This is a genomic window from Variovorax sp. V213 (assembly GCF_041154455.1).
Taxonomy (GTDB): domain Bacteria; phylum Pseudomonadota; class Gammaproteobacteria; order Burkholderiales; family Burkholderiaceae_C; genus Variovorax.
Map to the genome: position 1 here is coordinate 3,797,200 of NZ_AP028664.1, position 24,099 is coordinate 3,821,298.

17 protein-coding genes are annotated in these 24,099 nt (G+C 68.7%); 9 read left to right on the plus strand and 8 right to left on the minus strand.

The window, feature by feature from the left end:
- Positions 1-91 precede the first annotated feature (91 nt).
- The 3 genes from ACAM55_RS18125 (at position 92) to ACAM55_RS18135 (ending at position 10,257) form a co-directional block, all read left to right on the plus strand.
- Positions 92-8,269, plus strand: coding sequence for a glucoamylase family protein (locus ACAM55_RS18125; RefSeq protein ID WP_369652869.1), 8,178 nt, complete (start codon positions 92-94; stop codon positions 8,267-8,269).
- 24 nt (positions 8,270-8,293) lie between these two features.
- A complete protein-coding gene (locus tag ACAM55_RS18130) occupies positions 8,294-8,839 on the plus strand; it encodes a hypothetical protein (protein WP_369652870.1) in 546 nt (181 codons plus the stop codon).
- Between the two features lie 170 nt (positions 8,840-9,009).
- Complete coding sequence (locus ACAM55_RS18135) at positions 9,010-10,257, plus strand: MFS transporter (protein WP_369652871.1); 1,248 nt, start codon at positions 9,010-9,012, stop codon at positions 10,255-10,257.
- On the opposite strand, the gene ACAM55_RS18140 is transcribed toward ACAM55_RS18135, so the two are convergent.
- Positions 10,238-11,185 (minus strand): LysR family transcriptional regulator, encoded by a 948-nt coding sequence (locus tag ACAM55_RS18140; RefSeq protein ID WP_369652872.1) that lies wholly within the window; start codon positions 11,183-11,185, stop codon positions 10,238-10,240. The genes ACAM55_RS18135 and ACAM55_RS18140 overlap by 20 nt on opposite strands.
- 48 nt (positions 11,186-11,233) lie before the next feature.
- On the opposite strand from ACAM55_RS18140, the gene ACAM55_RS18145 reads away from it, so the two are divergent.
- On the plus strand, positions 11,234-11,758 hold the full coding sequence (locus ACAM55_RS18145) for an N-acetyltransferase family protein (RefSeq protein ID WP_369652873.1): 525 nt from the start codon (positions 11,234-11,236) through the stop codon (positions 11,756-11,758).
- Positions 11,759-11,799: 41 nt separating this feature from the next.
- Here the strand turns inward: ACAM55_RS18145 and ACAM55_RS18150 are convergent, their stop codons facing one another.
- From ACAM55_RS18150 to ACAM55_RS18160, 3 genes are read right to left on the minus strand one after another with little or no spacing between them, the layout of a single operon-like run.
- A complete protein-coding gene (locus ACAM55_RS18150; protein WP_369652874.1) occupies positions 11,800-13,062 on the minus strand; it encodes an AI-2E family transporter in 1,263 nt (420 codons plus the stop codon).
- Positions 13,059-13,805, minus strand: coding sequence for a LytR/AlgR family response regulator transcription factor (locus ACAM55_RS18155; RefSeq protein ID WP_369652875.1), 747 nt, complete (start codon positions 13,803-13,805; stop codon positions 13,059-13,061). The genes ACAM55_RS18150 and ACAM55_RS18155 overlap by 4 nt, the downstream gene beginning before the upstream one ends.
- Positions 13,802-14,902 (minus strand): sensor histidine kinase, encoded by a 1,101-nt coding sequence (locus ACAM55_RS18160; protein ID WP_369652876.1) that lies wholly within the window; start codon positions 14,900-14,902, stop codon positions 13,802-13,804. Before ACAM55_RS18160 ends, ACAM55_RS18155 begins: the two co-directional genes overlap by 4 nt.
- A gap of 22 nt (positions 14,903-14,924) precedes the next feature.
- On the opposite strand from ACAM55_RS18160, the gene argH reads away from it, so the two are divergent.
- Entirely contained in the window at positions 14,925-16,322 is a 1,398-nt protein-coding gene (gene argH / locus ACAM55_RS18165; protein ID WP_369652877.1) for an argininosuccinate lyase, read from the plus strand.
- Positions 16,323-16,453: 131 nt separating this feature from the next.
- Positions 16,454-17,929 carry a rhomboid family intramembrane serine protease gene (locus ACAM55_RS18170; protein WP_369652878.1) on the plus strand — a complete coding sequence of 492 codons (1,476 nt, stop codon included), beginning with the start codon at positions 16,454-16,456 and terminating at the stop codon, positions 17,927-17,929.
- Between the two features lie 12 nt (positions 17,930-17,941).
- Here ACAM55_RS18170 and ACAM55_RS18175 read toward each other — a convergent pair whose 3' ends face one another.
- The 3 genes from ACAM55_RS18175 to ACAM55_RS18185 form a co-directional block, all read right to left on the minus strand.
- Positions 17,942-19,246, minus strand: a complete 1,305-nt coding sequence (locus ACAM55_RS18175) for a tol-pal system YbgF family protein (protein WP_369652879.1) — start codon at positions 19,244-19,246, stop codon at positions 17,942-17,944.
- A gap of 17 nt (positions 19,247-19,263) precedes the next feature.
- Positions 19,264-19,800: a hypothetical protein gene (locus ACAM55_RS18180; protein WP_369652880.1), complete on the minus strand. Its 537-nt coding sequence runs from the start codon at positions 19,798-19,800 to the stop codon at positions 19,264-19,266.
- 100 nt (positions 19,801-19,900) lie between these two features.
- The gene (locus tag ACAM55_RS18185; RefSeq protein ID WP_369652881.1) at positions 19,901-20,446 is read right to left on the minus strand and encodes a DUF3455 domain-containing protein; all 546 of its coding nucleotides are present in this window, start codon (positions 20,444-20,446) and stop codon (positions 19,901-19,903) included.
- A gap of 202 nt (positions 20,447-20,648) precedes the next feature.
- Between ACAM55_RS18185 and ACAM55_RS18190 the strand changes: the two genes are divergently transcribed.
- Genes ACAM55_RS18190 through ACAM55_RS18200 form a run of 3 tightly spaced genes read left to right on the plus strand, consistent with a single transcriptional unit; the run spans position 20,649 to position 22,816 of the window.
- Positions 20,649-21,224 carry an RNA polymerase sigma factor gene (locus ACAM55_RS18190; RefSeq protein WP_369652882.1) on the plus strand — a complete coding sequence of 192 codons (576 nt, stop codon included), beginning with the start codon at positions 20,649-20,651 and terminating at the stop codon, positions 21,222-21,224.
- Between the two features lie 25 nt (positions 21,225-21,249).
- Positions 21,250-22,002, plus strand: a complete 753-nt coding sequence (locus tag ACAM55_RS18195; protein ID WP_369652883.1) for an anti-sigma factor — start codon at positions 21,250-21,252, stop codon at positions 22,000-22,002.
- Positions 22,003-22,030: 28 nt separating this feature from the next.
- On the plus strand, positions 22,031-22,816 hold the full coding sequence (locus ACAM55_RS18200) for an SGNH/GDSL hydrolase family protein (protein ID WP_369652884.1): 786 nt from the start codon (positions 22,031-22,033) through the stop codon (positions 22,814-22,816).
- 6 nt (positions 22,817-22,822) lie between these two features.
- Here the strand turns inward: ACAM55_RS18200 and opgC are convergent, their stop codons facing one another.
- Entirely contained in the window at positions 22,823-23,965 is a 1,143-nt protein-coding gene (opgC, locus tag ACAM55_RS18205; RefSeq protein WP_369652885.1) for an OpgC domain-containing protein, read from the minus strand.
- Positions 23,966-24,099: the final 134 nt, after the last annotated feature.

Here is a 24,099-nt window from a genome sequence, read left to right on the forward strand (position 1 = left end):
TGGCCGTCCCTGACCCGATCCGGGCTGCAACTCCCCCCGCGAGGGGACAAGCAGGCAGCATGCCATTCGAATTCCACACAAAGGCGGCGCAATGAGCGCCGCCTTTGTCGTTGATCGACTCGCAGATCTCAGCCCGTACGCGCGCGCGCTGCTCCTCGCGCCGCATGATCCGGTGGCGCAGCCGATCCGCGCCGAACTCTTCGGCGCCCAGCGCTTCGAACAGCACGGCCATAGCCTGGCCCGGGCCCAGGTCGTCGAAGTCGACCCCCGCCGCGCGCGCGAAGGCGCGCCCTTTTTTCCACGCGTCGACGAGAACCTCGAATCGCTGCGCAATGCTTTCGACTACATCGCGCTCATTTCGCAGAGCGGGCGGTATGTGTCGCCCGCGGCCGAATGGCTGCTCGACAACTTCCACCTGGTGGAAGCCCAGCTCCAGCAGATCCACGACGGCGTGCCGCGCAGCTATTACGCGCGCCTGCCGAAGCTCGCCACGCCGCCGCTCGCGGGGCTGCCGCGCGTCTACGGCATCGCGTGGGCCTATGTGGCCCACACCGACAGCGTGCTCAACGAGACGCTGTTCACTGCCTTTCTCAATGCCTACCAGGACATCGACGAGCTCACGCTCGGCGAGCTCTGGGCGCTGCCCACCACTTTGCGCGTGGTGCTGCTCGAAAACCTGCGCCGCGTGGCCGAGAGCATTGCGGAGAACAAGGTTGCGCGCGAGATAGCCCATGCGGTCTGGGATGCGGCGCCGCATCTGTCGACGCAAGACCTGGACGCGCTGTATCGCGCATTGCAAAGCCACAACCTGCAGGATGCCTACATCACGCAGCTCTGGCAGCGCCTGCCGGTGGAGCATGGCGAGAACATGACTGCGCTGGTGCAATGGACCGAGCAGCACTGCCCCAACGGGCCGGCACTGATTGGCGAAGCGCAGAACGCAGAAGCCGCGGCCAACCTCACCGTCGGCAACATCATTACCACGCTGCGCATGATCGGCCAGGTCGAGTGGAGCGACCTGATCGAACCCGTCAGCCGCTCGCTGCGCGTGCTGCGCGAGCTGCCGAGCTTCGCGGCCGAAAGCGAGCTCACGCGCCAGCAGATCACGCACGCGATGGAGCGGGTTGCGCGCGACAGCGGCCGCTCCGAGCGCGAGGTAGCGCAGGCCGTGGTGCGGCTCGCGGCCGCCGCGCCGGCCGAGGATGCACACGCGGATACCGACCGCGCCGACGGCACCACCGGCTACTACATGTTCGGCCAGGGGCGCGCCGCGCTGATCGCGGTGCTGCAATCCGACGCCGCGACGGGCCACGCCCGCCGGCCTGCAGGAATCTGGCCGCTGCCCAGCCTCCGCAGCTGGCGCCTGCCTGCCTATGTGCTCTCCATCGTGCTGGGCACCGTGTGGCTGCTGGCGGCGGTGGCGAACGGCCTGCCGCCCCCTCGTGGCTGGAGCACCGTTGCAGCAATAGCGCTGCTCGCATGGCCGCTCTCGGAGGCGTTGATCGCCCTGGCGCAGCGCATCATGGCCGAGTCGGTGCGGGTGCAGGCCTTGCCGCGGCTCGACTTCCCGGCCGGCATTCCCGAACGGCACCGAGTGCTCGTCGTCATTCCCACGCTGCTGAGTTCGCCCGCGAACACCGCGCAGCTCGCCCATCGGCTCGAACTGCACTGGCTTGCCAACCGCGAGGAGCACGCACAGTTCGCGCTGCTGACCGACTGGGCCGACGCTGTGCAGGCCTCGCTGCCGGACGACGCACCACTGCTCGACGATGCCATTGCGCGCATCGCAGCCCTCAACGCGAAATATCCGGCGGCCGCAGGCGCGGCCTCACGCTTCTTGCTGCTGCACCGCCCACGCAGCTGGAGCGGCACCGAAGAACGCTGGATGGGCTGGGAGCGCAAGCGCGGCAAGATCGAAATGCTGATGCGCCTCCTGGCAACGGGCGATGCCAGCGGCTTTCTGCCACTCGCGCCGGGCCAACGGCTGGCGCCGGGACGAACGCCCTATGTGCTGACACTCGACAGCGACACCGGCCTGCCGCCCGGCGCGCTGCGCGATCTGGTGTCGATTGCCGCCCACCCGCTCAACGCGCCCGAGATCGACGCGCAAAGCCGGCGCGTGGTCGCGGGCTTCGGCATCCTCCAGCCGCGCATCGTGACGCCGTTTCCGATGCGCAACGAGCGCTCGCTCTTCCACTGGATGTTTGCCGGACAGTGCGGGCTCGACCCCTACGGCAGCGGCGCGTCCGACATCTACCAGGACGTGTTCGGCAGCGGCTCCTTCACCGGCAAGGGCCTGCTGAATGTGCGCGCTGTGCACACCACGCTCGATCGCCGCCTGCCCGAAGGCGCGGTGCTGAGCCACGACCTGCTCGAAGGCACGGTCGCGCGCTGCGCGATGGTGAGCGACGTGGTGCTGATCGAGGACCACCCTCACCACGCGGGCGTGGCCGCATCGCGCGTGCACCGCTGGGTGCGCGGCGACTGGCAGCTGCTGCCGCTGATATGGCGCGCCAGGCGCTTCGGCATCGACGCACTCGGACTCTGGAAGATGGGTGACAACCTGCGCCGCTCGCTGGTGGTGCCCACCTCTTTCGCGCTGCTGGTGCTGGTGATCTTCACGCAGGCCATGCCGCTCGGATGGGCGCTTGCCGCGGTCGCTTCGGCGCTCACACTGGGGCCGCTGCTCGGCGCATTGGCCGGACTGGTGCCGACGCGCCGCGCCATCGAGCTGCGCCACTTCTTCGACGTCGGTGCCGTCGAGCTGCTGCGCGCCATGGCGGGCGCGGCCTGGCAGTTCGTTCAACTGGCGGCGCACACGCGCCTGCTGCTCGATGCGATGTTCCTGGCGACATGGCGGCTGACTGTCAGCCGCAAGCATTTGCTCCAATGGACCACGACCGCGCAGGCGCAGGCCCAGTCGAGCCAGCGGCTGCCGCCCTTCCTGCGCAGCGCGGCGCTCGGCAGCGTGCTCTGCCTGGCACTGGCGGTGGTGGCGGCGCGCTGGAGCGCCTACCCGGTGGCCGGGCCTCTTCTGTTCGTGGCCTGGGCGCTGGCGCCGTTCGCGGCCTGGTGGAGCAGCCGCGTCGATCCGGACGTGCCCGATCCGTTGAGCGCCGAACAACGCGGCTACCTCGAAAAACTGGCACAGGACACCTGGCGGTTCTTCGAGCACGTGGTCGGTCCGGACGACAACCACCTGCCGCCCGACAACCTGCAGCTCGAGCCGCAGCCGACCATCGCCCACCGCACCTCGCCGACCAACATCGGCATGTACCTGCTGGCGACGTGCTGCGCGCGCGAGTTCGGCTGGCTCGACACCGCGGCGCTGCTGGCGCGAATCACCGCCACGCTCGACACCATCGATCGCATGCAGAAGCACGAGGGCCATCTCTTCAACTGGTACGACACGCAGACCCTGCGCCTGCTGCCGCCGGCCTATGTGTCCAGCGTGGATAGCGGCAACTTCGCGGGCCATCTGGTGGCCGTGGCCCAGGCCTGCCGCGCCTTCGCCGCGGAAGGCTGCCAGAGCCACGAAGAACCCGCACTGGAAGCGCTGGCACGGCGCTGCGACGCGCTGCACGCCGGCATGGATTTCAGCGGCCTCTACGACCCCAAGCGGCACCTGTTCCACATCGGCCTGCGCGTCGAGGAGAACGTGCTCGACGCGAGCTACTACGACCTGCTGGCCTCCGAAGCGCGCTTGCTGAGCTTCCTGGCCATTGCCAAGGGCGACGTGCCCCGGCGCCACTGGATGGCGCTGGGCCGGCCGTTCCTGCTGGTGGGTTACCAGCCCGGCCTCAAGTCGTGGTCCGGCTCGATGTTCGAATACCTGATGCCCGCGCTCGTGATGTCCGAGCCCGCCGACGGCCTGCTGCAGGTGGCCAACACCGCGGCCATTGCCGAGCAGCAGGCTTTCGGCCGTTCGCAGAGCCTGCCGTGGGGCATTTCGGAGTCGGCCTACTTCGCGCAGGACCATTCGCTGGCCTTCCAGTACTCGCCCTTCGGCGTGCCGCGCCTCGCACTGCGCCGCACGCCCCCCACCGACCGCGTGGTGGCGCCCTATGCGAGCGCCATGGCCGCCGTGCTTGCACCGGCCGCGGCGGTGGTCAACCTGGAACTGCTCGAATCACTTGGCGCGCGGGGCGAATTCGGCTTCCATGATGCGCTGGACTTCACCACCTCGCGCCAGGCCGAAGGCCAGGACTTCACCGTGGTGCGCAACTTCATGGCGCACCACCAGGGCATGTCGCTCGTGGCGCTGTGCCACGTGCTGCGCGCCGAGGCGCCGCGGCGCTGGTTCGGCAGTGCCGCGCTGGTGCAGGCGCACGAATCTCTGCTGCACGAACGCACGCCGCGGCAGATCATCGGCAGTGCCGATCCACGCACACCGCCCGAGCCCGGCCCGGCCGAACTGGCGCCGCTGTTCCAGCCCCGCGCGGTGGACCCGACGGCGTCCGGCTTCCAGCCCACGCACCTGCTGTCGAACGGGCGCTACACGGTGGCCCTGCGTGCCAACGGCGCAGGTGTCAGCCGCTGGCACGCGTTCAACGTGACCCGCTGGCGCGACGATCCCCTGCGCGACAGCCATGGCACCTTCTTCTTCCTGCGCGACGAAGGGCAGCAGGAGCTCGTCTCGCTCACCGCCCTGCCCGCGCCCGGCGCCGGCTGGAGCTACCGCACCCGCTTTCTTGCCGAGCAGGTGCAGTTCGATGCGGCCGGCGACGGCTTGCACGTGCGCACCACGGTGCTGATCAGCCCCGAAGACGACACCGAGCTGCGCAACATCACGCTGCACAACGCCGGCGAGGAGACCCGCACGCTGGAGCTCCTCTCCTACTTCGAGCCGGTGCTGTCGTATCCCAAGGCCGACGAGGCGCATCCGGCCTTCGCCAACCTGTTCGTCGAATCGCGCTGGGAACCCGCGTGGCGCGCGCTGCTGATGACGCGCAAGCCGCGCCTGCATGGCGACCCGGTGGTGGCCGCCGCGCACTTCCTCGCCTCGGTCGATGCCCATGTGCTTTCGATCGACTGCATGACCGACCGGCGCGCGTTCATCGGCCGCAACCGTTCGCTCGCGAGCCCCGCGCTCGATCCGCAGCCGCTGGCGGCAGACGGAACACCGGTGAACGGCCTCGATCCCATCGCGTGCCTTCGCGTGCGCCTGTCGATCGCACCGGGGGCCACCGCGCACCTGAGCTTTGCGACCGCCGCGGACGAAAGCATCGAGGCACTGATGCCCAGCATCGACCGCTACCTGGAGCCGATGCACGTCGAGCGCGCGATGCGCATGGCCGCCACGCTGGCGCAGGTGCGGTTGCGCGACCTGAGCATCGCGCCCGCGCAGACCTTCGCGCTGCAAGACCTGACGACCATCCTCACCTACACCACGCCGCGCGTGATGAAGGACCGCGGGCTGATCGACCTGCGCCAGATCTGGCGCTTCGGCATCTCGGGCGACAAGCCGATCGTGCTGGTCGCCATCCATTCGATGAACGGCATGGGGCTCATCAACGCGCTGCTGCGCGCGCAGCCGTGGTGGGGCTTTGGCGGCGTGGCCTGCGACCTGGTGGTGCTCAACAGCGAGCCAAGCTCCTACCTGATGCCGTTGCAGCGCGAGATCGAAGCCCTGCGCCTGCGCGTCGCGCACCAGACCCAGAACAGTTTTCCGCGCAACGACACGGCGGGCTTCTACCTGCTGCGCGACCACGAGGTGGCGCCTTCCGAGAAGGCTGCGCTGTCCAAGCTGGCGCGCGTGGTGTTCACTGCCGATGGGCGCTCGCTCGAAATGCAGGTGGCGGCGCTCCACGAAGCGCGGGTCGACGCCGGAACGGGCGCCGAGTTTCCTGCGGCATCATCGCGCGTTGCCTTGCTCGCACGGCCGACGGGAGTTCCTTCGGCGGAAGTGCCCACCGGGGGCTTCGATACCGAAAGCGGCGAGTTCCGCTTCGAGATCGATGCCGGCCACCGCACACCGCGCCCCTGGATCAATGTGATCGCCAACGCCGGTTTCGGCTTCCAGGTGTCCGAATGGGGCACCGGCTTCACCTGGGCCGGCAACAGCCGCATGCACCAGGTCACGCCATGGTCGAACGATCCGGTGCAAGACCCGGCCTTCGAGCACTACCTCTTGCAAGACCTCGCCTCGCGCGCCCTGCTGCCGCTCACGCCGGCCGGCCAGGGTGCGAGGCATGGGGATGAGGTGCGCCACCGCGTGCGGCATGGCCAGGGCTACACGGTCTTCGAATGCCGTCAACAGAACCTGGCCCTCGAAACCACCTTCTTCGCGGACCGCGACGACGCCGTCAAGGTGGTGCACGTGCGCGTGCGCAACGAGGGCTCCGGCCAACGGCGCCTGCGCGCCCTCGGCATGGTCGAGTGGCAACTCGGCGCCGCGCGCGGCGACCGGCGGACCATTCATTGCTGGAAGCCCGAAGACCTGCCAGTGGTGTTCGGCCAGCAGCGTGAATCGAGCACGGGCTTTGGGGGCAGCACGGCCTTCCTGCTGCTGGCCGGGTCGCCGGGCGCCATGCAATGGACCTGCGAGCGCAGCGAGTTCTTTGCCGGACACGGCATCGTCGAAGTGCCCGACACGCTGGCGCGGCGCGCTGGCGGCGGGCTCGATGCCTGCGCGGCCATCGACGGCGAATTCGTCGTCGGTGCGGGCGACACCGCCGATTTCAGCTTCGTGCTCGGCCACGCCGACAATGCCGATGCGGCGCTGGCGCTCGCCCGCCAATGGGGTCAGCGCGATGTGCCCCAAGCCCTGGCTGCGGCGGCCGGGTTCTGGGACGAGTTGCTGGGCCGCCTGCAGGTGCGCACGCCCGATCCGCTGTTCGACGCCATGGTCAACCGCTGGCTCGTCTACCAGACGCTGGCCTGCCGGCTGTGGTCGAAAGCCGGTTTCTACCAGGCCGGGGGCGCTTTCGGCTTTCGCGACCAGCTTCAGGACGCGATGGCCTTTGCGCTCACCGACCCATCGCGGTTGCGCGCGCAGATCCTGGTCAATGCGGCGCGCCAGTTTCCCGAAGGCGACGTGCAGCACTGGTGGCACATGCCTGGCGGTGCCGGCGTGCGCACGCATTTTTCGGACGACCTGCTGTGGCTTCCCTTTGCGACCGCGCACTACGTCGAGGTGACCGGCGATGCAGCGCTGCTCGACCACGCGGCCCCGTTCATCGAAGGCCCCGCGATTCCCGAGGGCGCCGAAGACGCCTACTACGTGCCACAGCACAGCGGCCGCACGGCCAGCGTGTTCGAGCACGGCGCGCTGGCCATCGACCGCAGCCTGGCAACCGGCGTGCACGGCCTGCCGCTGATGGGCACCGGCGACTGGAACGACGGCATGAACCGGGTCGGCCACGAAGGCCGCGGCGAATCGGTCTGGCTCGCATGGTTCCTGTGCAGCGTGGTCGAGCAGTTCGCGCCGATTGCGCAGGCACGCGGCGAGCACGGTCGGGCCGCGCGCTGGAACGAGGCGCGGCGCGGCTGGATCGCGGCGCTGCACGACGCTGGCTGGGACGGCGCCTGGTTCCGCCGCGCCTTCTTCGACAACGGTGCGCCGCTCGGTTCGTCGGCCAACGACGAGTGCCGCATCGACCTGATCGCGCAGGCCTGGTCGGTGCTCTCGGGCGCATCGGACGACGCCCACACCGGCCCGGCGATGGCCGCCATCAGGAAGCATCTGCACGACGAGCCGGCCGGCCTGCTCCGCCTGCTGGCACCGCCCTTCGCCCACTCCGCCAACAACCCGGGCTACATCCAGGCCTACCCGCCCGGCGTACGCGAGAACGGCGGGCAGTATTCGCACGGCGCCGTGTGGGCGCTGATGGCGCAGGCGCTCCAGGGCGACCACGAAGCGGCATGGCAAAGCTTCGAAGGCCTGAGCCCCGCCCATCGCGCCGCGCATCCGGAGCGCGGGCCCGCCTACGAGCTGGAGCCCTACGTGATGGCCGGCGACATCTACAGTGCCGCGCCGTATGTCGGCCGCGGTGGCTGGAGCTGGTACACCGGCTCGGCCGCATGGCTGCACCGCGCCGCGGTCGAAACCCTGCTGGGCCTGTGCGTGAAGGGCCGCGAGCTCTCGCTGACGCCGCGCGTGCCCGCGCACTGGCCGGGGTTCGAGATGGCGCTGCGGCTCGGACCACGGCGCTTGACGCTGCAATGGGGAGTGCCGGATGCAGCTGCGACGCCGACGCACCACGCCGCCATCGGTGAATGGATCGACTGGCAGGCGCTGCCGGCGGATGCCGTGCTGCGGGTGGGTTAAGGTCCGCGGGCCGATTCCAGCTGCATGTCCATGACCACCATCCAGTCCCGCCGCAAACTCATCGTCATCATCCTGCTGTGCGTGGCGATCGCGGGCGCGCTCGTGCGCCACTACGCGCAGCGCGGGTCGACCACGCGCGACATCGGCACGCTGCTGATGGTGTTGTGGGTGCCCATCATCGGCAACGTCATTGGCTGGCTCATCGGCAAGCTGCCGCGGCGCACGCCGCCGGCGGAGCCCGTGAGCTTCGATGCGGCGGGCGCGTTCACGCCGCATCTTCGAATCGAGCTCACGCTGCGTCCGACGGCACTGCTTTCGCACAACGTGCCGCTTTCCGCGGGGGAATACCGCTGTGCGCTGGTGGTGGGCAACCAGGGCTTCTCCGCGCGATGGTTCGTGCCGCAGGGCGAAGTGCTCGAGCGGGGAACGCCACATGCGCTCGACGTCGAATTGCTGACGCCGGACACGGCAAAAGCGCACTTCTCCGAAGGTGAGGCCTTTCGTGTGCTGGTGGGCGACTCTTTCATTGCCGACGGCCGCGTGCTGCAGCTCCGCGCACCCCCTGTCTAGCGGATCGAGACGAGCGGGGACAGGCAAAAGGGTCGATTGTTCGCCCTGGGGAAACTGACAACTGCTGGCGAGCCCCTTTGTGACGGGCCCATCCGCTTGGACACTGGATGGCCTTTCGCAACACCGTGTCGGCATGCACTTCGCCGACGCGATCCCAGGACCTCCTTCCCATGATGAATTCACCCAGCAGCAACCCCTGCGTCGACGATCTCGTGCACGAGCCGGCCGAGGTCACCCGCTCAACCCGTTCCGCCTGGCTGGCCGTCGGCTCGATTGCCGTGGGCACCTTCGCGATGGTGTCGACCGAGTTCATGCCCATCGGCCTCTTGACCGACATCGCGCGCGGCCTCCACGTGTCCGACGGCACCGCCGGCCTGATGATCACCATGCCCGGCGTGCTGGCCGCCTTCGCGGGGCCGGCGCTGATCGTCGCCTCGGGCCGCCTCGACCGCCGCACCGTGCTGATCGCGCTCACCACGCTTCTGATCGCCTCGAATCTGCTCGCCGCCTTTGCGCCCAACTTTGCCACCATGCTGGTCGCGCGCCTGATGCTCGGCCTGTGCGTCGGCGGCTTCTGGACCTTTGCGCCGGCCGCGGCCACGCAGCTGGTGCCAGACGCCTCGAAGGCGCGGGCCATGTCGCTGGTGCTGGCGGGCGTCTCCGCCGCCACGGTGCTCGGCGTGCCCGCGGGCTCGTTCCTCGGCACGCTGTTCGGCTGGCGCGCTTCCTTCGCGGTGACGGGCGCGCTAGCGGCCCTGGTGCTGGTGGTGCAGCTGTGGCTGCTGCCTGCGATACCGCCGGTGCGCGCCATCGGCGCGCGCGACCTGCTCACGCCGTTGACGCGGCGCATGGCCCAGGTCGGCCTGCTCGCGGTGCTGTTCTTCATTGCCGGCCACTTCGCGGCCTACACCTACCTGAAGCCGCTGCTGCAGCAGGTGTTCGGGCTGGCGCCGAACTCGGTCTCCACGCTGCTGCTGATGTACGGCGCGGTGGGCTTCATCGGCACCTTCATCGGCGGCAGCCTGATGGCCCGCAGCGTGCGCGGCACCACCCTGCTGGCGGCGCTGATGCTTGCGACGGCGCTGCTGCTGTCCACGGTGATCGGCAGCGGCTTCGCGGCCGGCGCGGTCGTGGTCTTCATCTGGGGCGTGGCCTTCGGCCTGATCCCGGTAGCGCTCACGGGCTGGATGATGGAGGCGGTGCCCGATGCACCCGAAGCCGGCCAGGCCCTGCTCGTGAGCGGCTTCCAGGTGGCGATTGCATCCGGCGCGCTGATCGGCGGCATCACGGTCGACAACTACGGCATCTCGAGCGCGATGGTGCTCAGCGGTGTGCTGGTGCTGATTGCCGCACTCATCGTCGCCACGCTGGGCCGCGCTCGCGGCGGTGCGGCGCTGGCTACTTCTTCGGCCCGGTAACCGGACCGGCCTTGGCCTTCCTGCCGGCAGCGACGATCGCGTCGAGCACCACGCGCAGGGCCTTGTTGACCGGCTTGTCGCGCCGGATGACCACGGCCAGCGTGCGGTGCATGCGCGGGTTCAGCTGGCTGATCTTCAAGCCAGGGTGGGCCCCGCGGCCCGCCATGGCCATGCGCGGCACGATGCCGTAGCCCAGCCCCGCGGCCACCATCTCCTTCATGGCCTCGACGCTGCCCAGCTCCATGACGGGCTGCGGCTGCAAGCCTTCGGCCGCGAACCAGCGGTCGACCAGCTTGCGCGTATTGGCCGCGGGCTCGAACAGCACCAGCGACAAGGCGGCCAGTTCGGCGGGCGCCACGCGCGCCTTCAGCGGCGCGAGATCGCTGCGGCCGATGGCGACGAATTCGTCGTCGAGCACCGGCACCACGCTCAGCGAGCGCCCCGCGGCCGGCAGCGTGACCAGTGCAAGGTCGATGCTGTTTTCTTCCACCCTGCGCACGTGGTCGTCGGTGTTGCCGGTGCTCACCACGATGCCGAGCGCCGGAAACTGCTCGCGCAGGCCGCGCAGCAGGGCCGGCAAGAAATAAAGGCAGGCCGTTGCGCCGGTGCCAAGCCGGACCCGGCCCGTCACGCCGCTGGCGTGGTCGGCCAGTGCGTCGATGGCGTTCTCCACCGCCGTCTCGATGTGGTGGATGTGCCGCAGCAGTTCGGCACCGGCCGGCGTGGCTTTGGCGCGCTTGCCGACCCGTTCGACCAGGCGCACCGCCAGCTTGCGCTCCAGCTGGCGGATCTGCAGGCTCACCGCGGGCTGCGTGAGGCCGAGCCGCTCGGCCGCGGCCGAGAAGCTGCCGGTTTCGATCACCAGCCCGAACGATTTCAGCTGGTCGAGGTTGAGTGTCTTTTCCAAAGTATTTCTTATGCTTTGCATAGTTCAACGAAGCTTCACTTATCGATGCCGCAGCGTCAAGATCGGCGCATGCTCTCACCCACTCTTGCTTCCGCCACCCTTGAAATCCTCGATGCCGGACCGCACCACATGCCGGCCGTGCAGGCCATCTACAGCCACTACGTGCTGCACGACCTGTGCTCCTTCGAGGAAGAGGTGCCCACCGCCCCGCAGATGCAATCACGGCGCGCCGGCGTGCTTGCGCACGGCCTTCCCTATCTGGTGGCCATCAAGGATGGCGAGGTGGTCGGCTATGCCTATGCGAGCCCCTACCGCAGCCGCTCGGCCTATCGCCACACGGTGGAAGATTCGATCTACGTCGCAAGAGACATGCAGGGCCACGGCATCGGCAAGGCGTTGCTCCAGGAGGTAATCCGCCGCTGCACCGACGGCGGCTTCACGCAGATGGTGGCGGTGGTCGGAAACAGCGCCAACGCCGGTTCGCAGCGTGTGCACCAGCGCCTCGGCTTCGAGACGGTGGGCGTGCTGCGCAACGTCGGCTTCAAGTTCGGGCAGTGGGTCGATACCGTGCTCATGCAACGTGCGCTGCGCTGAGCCGCCGCCCGGGCGCGGCTGGCTGACGCGCCGGGACCGGCCTACTCCCCCAGCAACTCGCCAATCGGCTGCAGGTCTTCGACCCGGTCGCAGATCGACTTGATCACCATGGTGATGGGAATGCCCAGCAGCAGCCCCCAGACTCCCCACAGCCAGCCCCAGAAGATCACGCCGACGAACACGGCCACCGGGTTCATCCGGCTGGTGCGGCTGGTGAGCCAGGGCAACAGCAGGTTGCCGATCAGCGTGTGGATGGCGAGCGACACGCCGCCCACCAAAATGCCCATCTCCAGGCTGTTGAACTGCAGGAAGGCCACCAGCCCCGCAGCCACCAGCACGATCACCGAGCCGATGTAGGGGATGAGGTTGGTCACGCCCGCGATGATTCCCCACACGGCGGCGTTCTCGACTCCGATGGCCCAGAAGGCGACGCCCGTCGTCACGCCCACCAGCGCGCTGATCAGGATTTGCACCAGCAGGTAGCGCTCGATGTTGCGGGTGATGTCGTCGAGCACATGCACGGTGACCTTTTTCTTCTGCAGGCTCGGCCCGGTGATCTTGATCAGCTTGCGCCGGAAGGTGTCGCCGGAACACAGCGCGAAGTAGGTCAGGAAGGCGACCAGCGTGAGCTGCCCCATCGCCGCCACCAGGCCGACGGTGCCGCTCAGAAGATAGTCGCGCACATTGAAGGACGGCCGCTCGATGACGACGCGCGCCACGCCCTTGCGGGCCGCGACGCGCGCGGAGTTTTCCTCGGCCGCCTTTTCAAGTTGCGCTGCCGCCTGCTGCACGCTTTCGAGCGGCGTGGCGCTGGCGCCCTTGCTCCTGCGCATGGCCTGCCCCAGTTTCTGGGCCGCGATGGGCAGCGAGTCGACCAGTTGCGCGGCGCTGCCCGAGAGCGAGTAGCCGGTCCAGCCCAGGCCGCCGAACAGCCCGGCAAGGATCACCGCTGCGCCGATCCAGCGCGGCAGCCTCCAGCGGTGCAGCCGCTCGACCAGCGGCGACAGCGCGTAGGTCAGCAACAGGCTCAGCATCAGCGGGATGAACACGGCCTGGCCCCATTGCAGCGCGAAGACGCTGGCCAGCACGGCGAGCACCGCCAGCGATGCGCTGCGCACGTCCACCGGCATGTGCAGCAGCACGCGTTCGGGCTCTGGCTCGGGCTCCGCTTCCGCTTCCGGGGCGCTGGCTTCCCGCGGCGGCTCCGGCACGGGCTGGAGGGGCTGCTCCGGCGGAGGCTCCACGGCCTGTGGAGGTTCCTGCGCCGCCGGGGCCTCGTCGGCCGTTTTCTTTTCGTCGCTCATCGCGGCTCCTTCAGCACTTCGCGCACTGCAGCCAGTTGCCGCCGCGACACCGCGACGGGTTCGGGGATCGCGTCGAGCCGCAGCGCCCAGCCTTCGGCGTCTTCCCCGTCGTCGTATTTCTCGAGCGCGCGGATGGCCGAGCGTGCCACCAGGGCATTGCGGTGCACCCGCAGGAAGCGTCCCGGATACCGCTCCTCGAATTCATTCAGCGAACCGTCCAGGATGTGGCTGCGCGAGGCGGTGCGTACCGTGAGGTACTTGTACTCCGATTTCAGGTAGAGCACCTCGGACAGCGGCACCCGCTCGGCGCGGCCGCGGTCCTGGATGAGCACGCTTTCCTGCAGGGCGTTGGCCTGCAGCGCGCGCCGCTCCTTGAGAAAGCGCTCGGCCTTCTGCAGCGCCTGCTGCAGGCGCTCGGCCCGCACCGGCTTGGTGAGGTAGTCGACCGCGTCGAGGTCGAAAGCCGTCACCGCATGGGTCGCATGGGCGGTCACGAACACCACGGCCGGCGCATCGGCCTGGCTGCGCAGGGCGCGCGCCACTTCGATGCCGTCGACGCCGGGCATGTGCACGTCGAGCAGCACCAGGTCGAGCGCCATGCTCTCCAGGTGCTGCAGCGCCTCGGCGCCCTGCGCGGCCTCGGCCACCACCTCGGCACCGGGCGACCGGCAGTCGCGCAGCAGGGTTCGCAGGCGCGAGCGGGCCAGGGCTTCGTCGTCGACGATCAGGGTCTTGAGAGTCATGGTTCGGCGGGAATGGCAATACGTACGCGGTAGTTCTTCTGGTCCATGCCGGCGCTGAACTGCATCTGCATGTCGTGCAGCAGCCGCAACCGGTCGCGCACGTTGGCCAGCGCAATGCCGTGGCCGCGCGGCAGGGGCTCGTCGGCCCAGCGCAGGGGCGGCAGGCTGTTGACCACTTCGATCACCACCACGCTGCCGCGGCGCTCGGTGCGGATGCGCAGCTTGGCGCCTTCGGGGCTGGGCTCCACGCCGTGCTTGATGGCGTTTTCCACCAGCGGCTGCAGCAGCAGCGGCGGCAGCCGGGCGTTGCTGGCGGCGGCATCGAGGTCCCAGCGGATGCGCAGGCGGTCGCCGAAACGCACCTGCTCGATGGCCAGGTAGCGCTCGGCCAGCGCGATTTCGTCGGCCAGCGTGCCGGATTCGCCCGGGTCGGCCAGCGCCTGGCGAAACAGCTCGGCCAGGTCTTCCAGCATGGTCTCGGCCTTGGCCGGCTCCTCGCGCACCAGGGCAATGGCGCTGTTGAGCGTGTTGAACAGAAAGTGCGGCTGGATGCGCGACTGCAACTCCTCCAGCCGGGCCGTCATGGCGGCCGGCGTCTGGCCGCGCGCCCGCAGCACCATCGCGGCCATGACCAGGCCCGCAATGAAGGCGCCCGCCACGGCGCTGGCGAGCCACGGCGCCGTGCCAAGAACGCCGGTGAGCCGCAGCAGCCCGCAGCCGTAAAGCGAGGACACGGCACCGAGCGCGGCACCGGCCGCGTACTGCGCCTGCCGGGGCAGGCGCCCGAGCGGCTTCTTGAGCCCGCAGGCGGCCACCAGCCACAGCAAGGTGGCAGGCAAGGCGCCGCCCGTGACGGTGGCGGTCTGCACCAGCCATCCCGCGGGGGAGGAAGACACGAACAGCGTGGCGGTCGCGACCAGCGCTTCCACGAAGAGCACCGTGCGCAAAACCACCCCGATCTGGCAGGCGTCGAACAGCCCGGGGCTGCCGCGCGCGGGCAAACGCCCTCTTTCCGGCGGGGCCGGAGGCGGGGAGGTGGAGGTGGCCGATAAAATCGCCGGGTTGCGCATCACAGATACATTGGGTAACCAACCCATTATTGCCTCTCGAACGGCTCCCATGACTCAAAACCAACTCGACAAGAAATCCGAAGCCTGGTCGGCCCTGTTCTCCGAACCCATGAGCGACCTCGTGAAGCGCTACACCGCGAGCGTGTTCTTCGACAAGCGTCTGTGGCAGGCCGACATCGAGGGTTCTCTGGCGCATGCCGGCATGCTGGCCGCCCAGGGCATCATCGCCAAGCAGGACCACGCCGAGATCGAGCGTGGGATGGCGCAGATTCGCAGCGAAATCGAATCGGGTGCCTTCGAGTGGAAACTCGACCTGGAGGACGTGCACCTGAACATCGAGGCCCGGCTGACCCAGCTCGTGGGCGACGCCGGCAAGCGCCTGCACACCGGCCGCAGCCGCAACGACCAGGTCGCCACCGACGTGCGCCTGTGGCTGCGGGGCGAAATCGACCTGATTGCCGAACTGCTGGTCGCGCTGCAGGTGTCGCTGGTGGACATTGCCGAGAAGAACGTCGAGGTCATATTGCCCGGCTTCACGCACCTGCAGGTGGCGCAGCCGGTGAGCTTTGGCCACCATATGCTGGCCTACGTCGAAATGTTCAGCCGCGACGCCGAGCGCCTGCAGGACGTGCGCAAGCGCGTCAACCGCCTGCCGCTGGGCGCCGCCGCGTTGGCCGGCACCAGCTATCCGCTGGACCGCGAACTGGTCGCCAAGACCCTGAAGATGGACGGCGTGTGCCAGAACAGCCTGGACGCCGTGAGCGACCGCGACTTTGCCATCGAGTTCACCGCCGCCGCCAGCCTGTGCATGGTGCACATCAGCCGCATGAGCGAAGAACTCATTCTGTGGATGAGCCAGAACTTCGGCTTCATCCAGATCGCCGACCGCTTCACGACCGGCTCTTCGATCATGCCGCAGAAGAAGAACCCCGACGTGCCCGAACTCGCGCGCGGCAAGACCGGCCGCGTGGTCGGCCACCTGATGGCGCTCATCACGCTGATGAAGGGCCAGCCGCTGGCCTACAACAAGGACAACCAGGAAGACAAGGAGCCGCTGTTCGACACCGTCGACACGCTCAAGGACACCCTGCGCATCTTCGCCGAGATGATCGGCGGCATCACCGTGAAGCCCGAGGCCATGGAAGCCGCCGCCCTGCGCGGCTACGCCACCGCCACCGACCTGGCCGACTACCTCGTGAAGAAGGGCCTGCCCTTCCGCGACGCGCACGAAACCGTGGCCCATGCGGTGAAGGCCGCCACCTCGCACAAGGTCGACCTCGCCGAGCTGCCGCTGGCCGTGCTGCAGCAGTTCAACCCGAAGATCGAGAAGGACGTGTACGACGTGCTGAGCCTGCGCGGCTCGCTCAATGCGCGCAACGTTCTCGGCGGCACCGCGCCGGCGCAGGTAAAAGCGCAAATCGCGCGCCACCGCGCAAGATTGGCATGACCCCCCGAAGCGCGTGCGGCGCCTCCCCCCACTGGGGCGCGCACCCTGCGGCCCGGCAAAGCCGGTTCCGCGGGTGCATTGGCATGGCCTGCTCCGCGGCCGTTCGAACTAACTGATATTCGAGGCCCCGCTTGTTCTACGCCATCCCGCTCGAAAACAAACCGAGCTGGCGCAATCCACCGTGGATGACGGTGCTGCTGATCCTCGTGAACATGATCGTGTTCTGGGGCCCGCAGCGCAGCGAAGAAAAGGCCGACGAACGCGCGGCCCACTACTACGCGCACAGCGTGCTGCCCGAACTGGAGCTGCCGCCCTTCGTGGCCTGGCTCGAGGAAACGCGCTCGCCCCGCGCCAAGACCGCCCGGCGGCTGCTGGCGCATGAGGAAACAGGGCTGCTGCTCGACGACATGCAGCATGAGAAGGCGTTCCTGCAGAAACTGCGGGCCGACGCCGTCGTCACGCCCGCCCATCCGCGCTACGCCGAGTGGAAGCGCGACCGCCAGCAGTACGAATCGATGCGGCCCGCGCCGTTTACCGAACGCTGGGCGCAGGACTACACAAAGGACGCCGAATTCAAGCCCTGGACCTGGGTCACCGCGGCCTTCCTGCATGGCAGCACCGGGCACCTGCTGGGCAACATGCTGTTCCTCTTCCTGTTCGGGTTCTCGGTCGAGCTGGCGCTGGGCCGCGGCACCTACCTGAGCTTCTACATCCTGGGCGCGGTGGGCGCGTCGATGCTGGCCGACTGGGCCTATGCGGGCAAGGGCAGCTACGGCCTCGGCGCTTCGGGTGCGGTGTCGGCGCTGATGGGCATGTACGCCGTGATGTACCGGCTGCGGCGCATCCGGTTCTTCTACCAGCTCTTCTTCTATTTCAACTACGTCACCGCGCCGGCCCTGCTGTTGCTGCCGGCATGGATTGCCAACGAACTGCTCCAGCATCTGGTGGGCGGCCAGGGCATTGCCTACATGGCGCACCTGGGTGGTCTTCTGGCGGGCGCCACGCTCATGGCCTGCGCCATGGCCCTGGGCCGGGTGAAGACGCCGGAGACGGTGGCCTCCGAACAATCGGCCGACAACGGCGACTTCGACCGGCACGTGGCCGCGGCGCGCCGGCTGGGCGCTGCCATGAAGTTCGAGGCCGCCACGGCCGAATGGCGTGCCGCCGCCGCACTGCGACCCGGCGACACCGACACGCTGCGCGCCTGGTTCAACACCGCGCGGCTGCAGCCCGCGGGCGAAGACTTCCACCAGGCCGCGCGCCGCATCTTCCGCCTGCCGGCCACCGATCCGGACACGCTGGCCCTGCAACACGCCAGCTACACCACCTACCTCGACCAGGCCAAGCCGGGCGCCCGGCTCAAGCCCGACGACATGGCCCGCCTGGCGCGCCGCTTCACGCGCGTGCGCCAGTTCCAGGATGCCGACAAGCTGTGCCGCGTGCTGCTGAAGACCGCGCCCGACCATCCCGAGCTGGCCGACACGCTGTCGGTCTGCGCCAACGGCCTGCTGCATGCCGGCGAGCGCGACATGGCCGTCGGATGGCTGCCGCACCTGCTGCGGATCGCGCCCAACGACATGGTGACGCGCGCCCTCGAGCGCGCCTAGCCTGGCCGCAACTCAGGAGGTCGTGGGCCGCAGCAGCCAGCGTACTTCCTGCGTCTGCTCGCTGTCGGGAAAGCGCGATTCGAGCGTCGTCAGGATCGGCTGCGCCATGTCGGTGCGGCCCAGCCCCTGCACCAGCACCCGGGCCGCCAGTTCATAGGCTTGCGGAATGGCCGCATGCCCGCGAAACCGCCGGTCGAAGCCCGACAGCAGCGCCAGCGCGGCATGCGCATCGCCGTTGCGCCATTCGGCTTTTGCCAGCGCCATGACCGTGGGCGCGTCGTCGACCGCAAAAGCCTTGTCCTTCTCGCGGCAGGCCCTGAAGACCTTGAGCGCCTCGGACGCCAGGTCGCGCCGCAGCAGCAGCGGAATGTAGCGGTGCGCATGGTCGAGCAAGGTGGCCGCCTTGTCGGGCGCGAGCAGCAGCACGCGGTGGTAGCGGCGCTGCGCCGCCAGGTCGTCGGCCGGTGCCACGCGCTGCGCCTCGTAGGCCACGCCCAGCGCGCCGGCCAGGTCGCCTTCGGTGACCAGTTGCGCCACTTCGGCATCGGTGCGCTGCGCGGCAATCTGCTCGGGCGTGCGGCGGTCCACCGGCGCGCCGTCGTCCACGCCGCCGCCGGGCAAGAGGTCGATGCCGAAGGCGTCGTGGTGCTGGTACATCACGTAGCCCAGCAGGCTCGCCATCACCCAGCCGAAGTAGATGAACGCGAAATTGGCGATCGGCAGCACGATGACGCCGTCGATCATCGGCAGCAGCACGCCGATGGCGATCTGCGCCCCGGTGCTCAGCAAGAACAGGAAGAAGCACAGCAGTGCATAAGGCCAGCCAATGATGCGCATCGCATCCATCACGTGGCCCGGGTTCATGGCCTGGAAGAAGCTGCCCGACTGCACCAGCACGATCACCGCCGCCGGAAAGGTGAACGACACGACGAACAGCGCCACGGTGCCGAGCACCGGCTCGAACCATGCCAGCCAGCCGATCAGCGCGCCCTGCACCACCGAGATGGCGAACAGCTTCCACGGCAGGTTGACCCAGTCCTCGTTGAGCTCGCGCGGAAAATCGGCCGAGCGCCAGATGCCGCGCGAACCGAGCGCGGTCACTTTGAAGCCATAGCGGCTGGCCGCGAGCACGATGCCCAGCTCGATCAGCAGCAGCGACAACCCGGGATGCACAAAGGGAAGAACCTCGAACAGCAGGCTGCAGAACGCAAGCACCAGGCCATACATCAACGGCCGCAGCTGGAACGGAAACGCGAAGAAGCTGTTGAGGCGGTGCCAAAAAGGCGGCGGAGGCGGCAGCGGGTCGTTGGCGAGCATGATGGCGGCGCCTGCAGTTACTTGAAGAAGTCGCTCTGGCTCATGGCGCCGCGCCCGCCCAGGCGCACCACCGTGACGTCGTCGCCGCGCACGAGCCGCATCTGGCCCAGTTCGCGCTCCAGCCGCTGCGTGAAGCTGCTCTTGAACTGCATCGCGGCCTCGCCCATCTTCAGCACGCTGGTGCCTTCGACGGTGGCGCTCTTGCGGTCGCCCGCAATCTGGACGCTGTCGATGTGGTATTCGTACTCGATGGTGAGAATGCCGCCCATCCCCTCGCCCACCATCTCGAACATCTTGAAAGTCTTGCGCAAGGACTCGCAGGCCTGTTCGCGGTCGCTGGTGGTCTCCTGCGTGCGGCCCATCATGACCGTCTTGCTCTGGATGACGACCTTCTTGCTGAGCTGCTTGCACAGCTTCTCGGCGTCGCGCGAATAGATGGCGTGCGCCTCTTTCTCGTAGTACTGGCGCACCATGGCCTCGTCGAGCTTGCGCCCGCCGATGAAAAAGTACCACGCGCCCACGCAGAGCGCGACGACGATCGCTATTTGTTTCATTCCCCGCCCCCGCACCTTGGTGCGTCCCGCTCCGATATTTTGCGGGGCAGTATACGTTGCCGAATGTTTTCCGGGGGGCGGAAAACGGGGGCCGGGGCTCTCAGATGGCGCGGTAGAAGATGTAGTCGGCCTGGTACTTCACCACCCGCTTGCGGCCCATGGCCGAGGCGTCGCAGGCCGCGGCCGGCGCCACGCCGCCCTGCGTGGACACGCGCTGGATGTAGCTCACGCCCTGCATGGCACCCGTGCCCATGGCCGGGTTCGCCTTTACCAGCTGGTGCGGGATGTTGCCGCTGCCGTTGGGCGCGACCGCCACCTGCGTGGCCGTGACCTTGGAGCCATCCATGCTCTCCCAGGTGGCGGGCGGTCCGTAGTACCTGCCCACCTGCTTGCCGCTGCGGTCCATCAGCCTGGCGTCGGGGCCGATGAAGACCCATTCGTGCTGGCCGGGCATGCCGGCCTTGGCCTGGCATTCGTAAGTGATGTCGCCGGCGCCCACGGTCTCCATGGCCACGGCGTGGCCGGCCGGCACTTTCACCGAGTCGGGCAGGGCGGCCTGGGAATACACCGGGGGCTTCGCCCCCATGCCGGAACAGGCGGCAAGGCCAGCGGCGGCGGCGAGCGCGGTCAGGATGCGGATGGTCATGGTCGGTTCCTTTTTCCCGAATTTCTTCGGATCGATGACGAGTGAATGGAGCGCGAGTCCGTGCCTGGTGTCGTGCGTTTTCGACGGTCTCGCAGGCCTGTACGGGGGCCATGGCCGGATGGATTCACGGCGGCCGAAGTGAATCCGTCCGCGCCGCGCCGGCGTACCTTTTCCATGCAGGCCGATGCCCCACAATCCGCGCATGACAGCACCCAGCCCCGACGCCGAACTGATCTCGCTGATCGATCGCATCGGCCGCCGCGACGAGGCCGCGCTGCGTCTGCTCTACGACCGGACGGCGCCCAAGCTCATGGGCCTGGCGATGCGGGTCGTGCGGCAGCGCGAGTGGGCCGAGGACGTGCTGCAGGAATCGTTCATGACGGTCTGGCGCGTGGCCGGCGACTACCGCGGCACGCTGAGCCCGCCGCTCGCCTGGCTGGGGCTGATCGTGCGCAGCCGCTCGCTCGACCTGCTGCGCCGCCGCACCGCCGACCGCGCCCAGCTCACGCAGGAGTTCGACGAGCTGATGGCCGAGACGATGGAATCCGATGCGCCCAATCCGGCCGACACGGCCGACGCCAGCGAGCAGGCCTGGGCGCTGCACCAGTGCCTGAGCCAGCTCGAGGCCCGCCAGCGCGAGGTCGTGAGCCTGGCCTACCTGCGCGAACTGAGCCACGGCGAGCTGGCCGAGCAGCTCAAGCTGCCGCTCGGCACGGTCAAGACCTGGATCCGGCGCGGGCTCGAAAAACTGCGCCTGTGCATGGGGCGCTTCGCCTAGCCGCGACGACAAAGACAAGCTATCCATGAACCTCATCGCCCACCCCGAACTGCTCGAGCTGCTGGCCGCGAGCCATGCGCTCGGCACGCTGCGCGGCGGCGCCCGCAGGCGTTTCGAGACCCTGGCGCGCGAGCAGGCGCCCGTGCGCGCCGCGGCACTGGTGTGGCAGAGCCGGCTCGCGAGCATGACCGAGCTGCAAAGCCCGGTCGTCCCCGACGCCGCGGTGTGGACCCGCATCCGCAACATGATCGACGCCGAGCAGGCACAGCACGCCATCGAGCGACAACGCGGTGCGGCCCCCGACGCCTCGGCGGCGCAGGGCGGCTGGCTGCGCAGCCTGGCGCTCTGGCGCGGCGCCGCCGCGGCTGGTGCGCTTGCCACGGTCATGGCGGTGGTGGTCGGGCTGAACCTGCGCGACCAGCTGCAGAACGCGCCGGCGATCCAGTACGTGGCAGTGCTGTCCGACGACAAGGCCACCGCCTCGATGCTCGTGACCTTCGATCCCAGGAAGCGGCAACTGGTGCTGCAGCGCGTGGGCAGCTACAGCGAAGGCGCCGACAAGTCGCTGCAGCTCTGGGCCCTGCCGCCGGGCGGCGCTCCGCGCTCGCTCGGCGTGCTCGACAATGCACCGGCGCTGCGGCTGGCTGCGTCAGAATCCGATGTCCACGCCGTGCCGACCCTGGCCGTTACGTTGGAAGCCAAGGGCGGCGTGCCACCCGGCAGCGGACCGAAGGGCCCCATCGTGTTCAAGGGCGCCCTGATTGAGAAAACCATCTGATCTGCTTCGTGTCTTCCCGATGTCTTCAATGAAATCCGCGCTGCTCGCGGCCGCACTATTGACGGCCGCGCTTGCCTCGCATGCCCAGACCGCTTCGGCCGCCTTCCCCTACGAGGCCGACGGCTCCACCGCCGCGGACGCATCCTCCGAATACCTCGCCGCCAAGGCGCGCTGGCACAACGAACTCGCCGCCTTCGCCCGGGCCGACCAACAGCAGTTTCCGCCCCCTGGCGGCGTGGTGTTCGTTGGCAGCTCCACGGTGCGCATGTGGACCCGCCTCGCGCAGGATTTCGCCCACGTACCCGGCGGCGTGGTCAACCGCGGCTTCGGCGGCTCGACGCTGGCCGACTGCAGCCTGTTTGCCCGCGAGCTGGTGGTGCGCTACAAGCCCCGGCAGGTGATGGTGTACGCCGGCGACAACGACCTGGCCGAAGGCCGAACGCCACTGCAGGTGCTCGAGAGCTTCGCGCGCTTTGCCAACACGGTGCGTGCCGAACTGCCGAACACGCGCATCAGCTTCATCTCGGTCAAGCCCAGCCCCTCGCGCGAACACCTGATGCCGCAGATCCGCGAGACCAACCATGTGGTTTCGGCGTACCTCAATCTGCTGCCCAACAGCGAATACATCGACATCCACACGCCGATGCTCGGCGCCGATGGACGGCCGCGGCCGGAACTGTTTCGCGGGGACAAGCTGCACATGACGGACGAGGGCTACCGGCTGTGGCAATCGGTCATCGCTGCGCACTTGCCGGGAGCGGTGCCGGCGCCAATTGCCCCACCGGCGCCAGCGCCGGGGGCGTCGCTGCCCTGAACGGCCTCAAGCCCGCTGCGGCTCGGTAGGCATATCGTCCGCCGGCGGCGGCACGTCGGCCCCGCGCGTGAAACGCGCCACCGCGTACATGCCCGCGAACACCGCGAGCAGCAGCAGGCCGTCGCCCCACCAGGGGCGCGCAGTCTGGCTGTCGCCATAGAACGCCAGCACCAGCAGTACCGCCACCAGGTGCGCGCAGAACACCGGCAGCGAGGCCGAGCCCATGGCCTCGAGCCAGTGCAGGCGCGGTATCTTGCGCATGAACCATGGCCCGAAGCGCACCGCCAGGATGCCCAGCGCCACCAGGTTGACGATGCGCAGCGGCCCCAGCTGCCACTTGTCGAACAGCAGGTTCAGTTCGACGTCGCCGCCGAACGGCGCCTGGCCGTTGATGCCGTGGTGGCGCCACCAGAAGCCATAGAGCGCAATGCCCAGCGCCGGCATCCACAGCCAGGCCGGAAAACGCAGCGGCCGCGCGTCGGGCATGTTGCGGCTGGCGCCGAGGCACAGGCCCGAAAACCACAGGAACTGCCAGGCGTAGGTGTTGAAGGCGCCCATTTCGTGGAACGGAACCGGCAGCCCCAGGTGGCGCTGCGCCAGCTCGTAGATCCATTCGCTCAGGCCGAACTGCGCCAGTGCCCACAGCAGGGCGCTGGCGCCCATCACCAGCGTCCAGCCGTGCCGCATGGCAAAGGCCAGCACCCAAGGGCTCATCAGCATGAAGAAGATATACATCGGCAGGATGTCGAGCAGCGCGGGCTCGTAGATGAGCAGCAAGCCGAACAGGAAGCCGTCGCGCGGCTCCGCGAGGTAGTACGACACCAGGTTCTTCACGGCCGGCTGGTCGATGTGCAGCCCCAGCGCCGCGATCACGGTGAAGAGAAACAGCAGGATCGCTGCCTGGCAGAGATACACCTTGACCACGCGCCGCCAGAAGGCCTGGCGCATCGAGTCGACGCCGCGCAGGTAGCCGATGCGGCTGTAGACCAGCCCGGCCACGAAGGCCGACAACAGCACGAAGCCTTCCGCAGCCGAGACGAAACCGAAGGGCTGGCCCAGCGGGTCCGTGAGGCGCGTCGGCAGGTGGGTGACGGTCATCAGCACGAGCATCAGCCCGCGCAAGGCGTCTATTTCCCAGTAGCGTTTCATCGGTCGGCGGCGAGGTCTTGGTGGCGGTCCGCGCGGCGCACGCACGACAGTACCGATTGTATGAAGGAGCGCCGAGGCATATGACGCCTGGCACAGCCGAACCGTCGTGCAAATCGGCTACGCTGCGCGTGCTT

Bases quoted from the DNA above. Each gene is read 5' to 3' on its own strand.
- ACAM55_RS18130 (WP_369652870.1), top strand. From the start codon at position 8,294: ATGTCCATGACCACCATCCAGTCCCGCCGCAAACTCATCGTCATCATC.
- ACAM55_RS18160 (WP_369652876.1), bottom strand. From the start codon at position 14,902: ATGGGTTGGTTACCCAATGTATCTGTGATGCGCAACCCGGCGATTTTA.
- ACAM55_RS18150 (WP_369652874.1), bottom strand. From the start codon at position 13,062: ATGAGCGACGAAAAGAAAACGGCCGACGAGGCCCCGGCGGCGCAGGAA.
- ACAM55_RS18135 (WP_369652871.1), top strand. From the start codon at position 9,010: ATGATGAATTCACCCAGCAGCAACCCCTGCGTCGACGATCTCGTGCAC.
- ACAM55_RS18190 (WP_369652882.1), top strand. From the start codon at position 20,649: ATGACAGCACCCAGCCCCGACGCCGAACTGATCTCGCTGATCGATCGC.
- ACAM55_RS18145 (WP_369652873.1), top strand. From the start codon at position 11,234: ATGCTCTCACCCACTCTTGCTTCCGCCACCCTTGAAATCCTCGATGCC.
- ACAM55_RS18185 (WP_369652881.1), bottom strand. From the start codon at position 20,446: ATGACCATCCGCATCCTGACCGCGCTCGCCGCCGCCGCTGGCCTTGCC.
- ACAM55_RS18155 (WP_369652875.1), bottom strand. From the start codon at position 13,805: ATGACTCTCAAGACCCTGATCGTCGACGACGAAGCCCTGGCCCGCTCG.
- ACAM55_RS18175 (WP_369652879.1), bottom strand. From the start codon at position 19,246: ATGCTCGCCAACGACCCGCTGCCGCCTCCGCCGCCTTTTTGGCACCGC.
- ACAM55_RS18180 (WP_369652880.1), bottom strand. From the start codon at position 19,800: ATGAAACAAATAGCGATCGTCGTCGCGCTCTGCGTGGGCGCGTGGTAC.
- argH (WP_369652877.1), top strand. From the start codon at position 14,925: ATGACTCAAAACCAACTCGACAAGAAATCCGAAGCCTGGTCGGCCCTG.
- ACAM55_RS18200 (WP_369652884.1), top strand. From the start codon at position 22,031: ATGAAATCCGCGCTGCTCGCGGCCGCACTATTGACGGCCGCGCTTGCC.
- ACAM55_RS18125 (WP_369652869.1), top strand. From the start codon at position 92: ATGAGCGCCGCCTTTGTCGTTGATCGACTCGCAGATCTCAGCCCGTAC.
- opgC (WP_369652885.1), bottom strand. From the start codon at position 23,965: ATGAAACGCTACTGGGAAATAGACGCCTTGCGCGGGCTGATGCTCGTG.
- ACAM55_RS18195 (WP_369652883.1), top strand. From the start codon at position 21,250: ATGAACCTCATCGCCCACCCCGAACTGCTCGAGCTGCTGGCCGCGAGC.
- ACAM55_RS18140 (WP_369652872.1), bottom strand. From the start codon at position 11,185: ATGCAAAGCATAAGAAATACTTTGGAAAAGACACTCAACCTCGACCAG.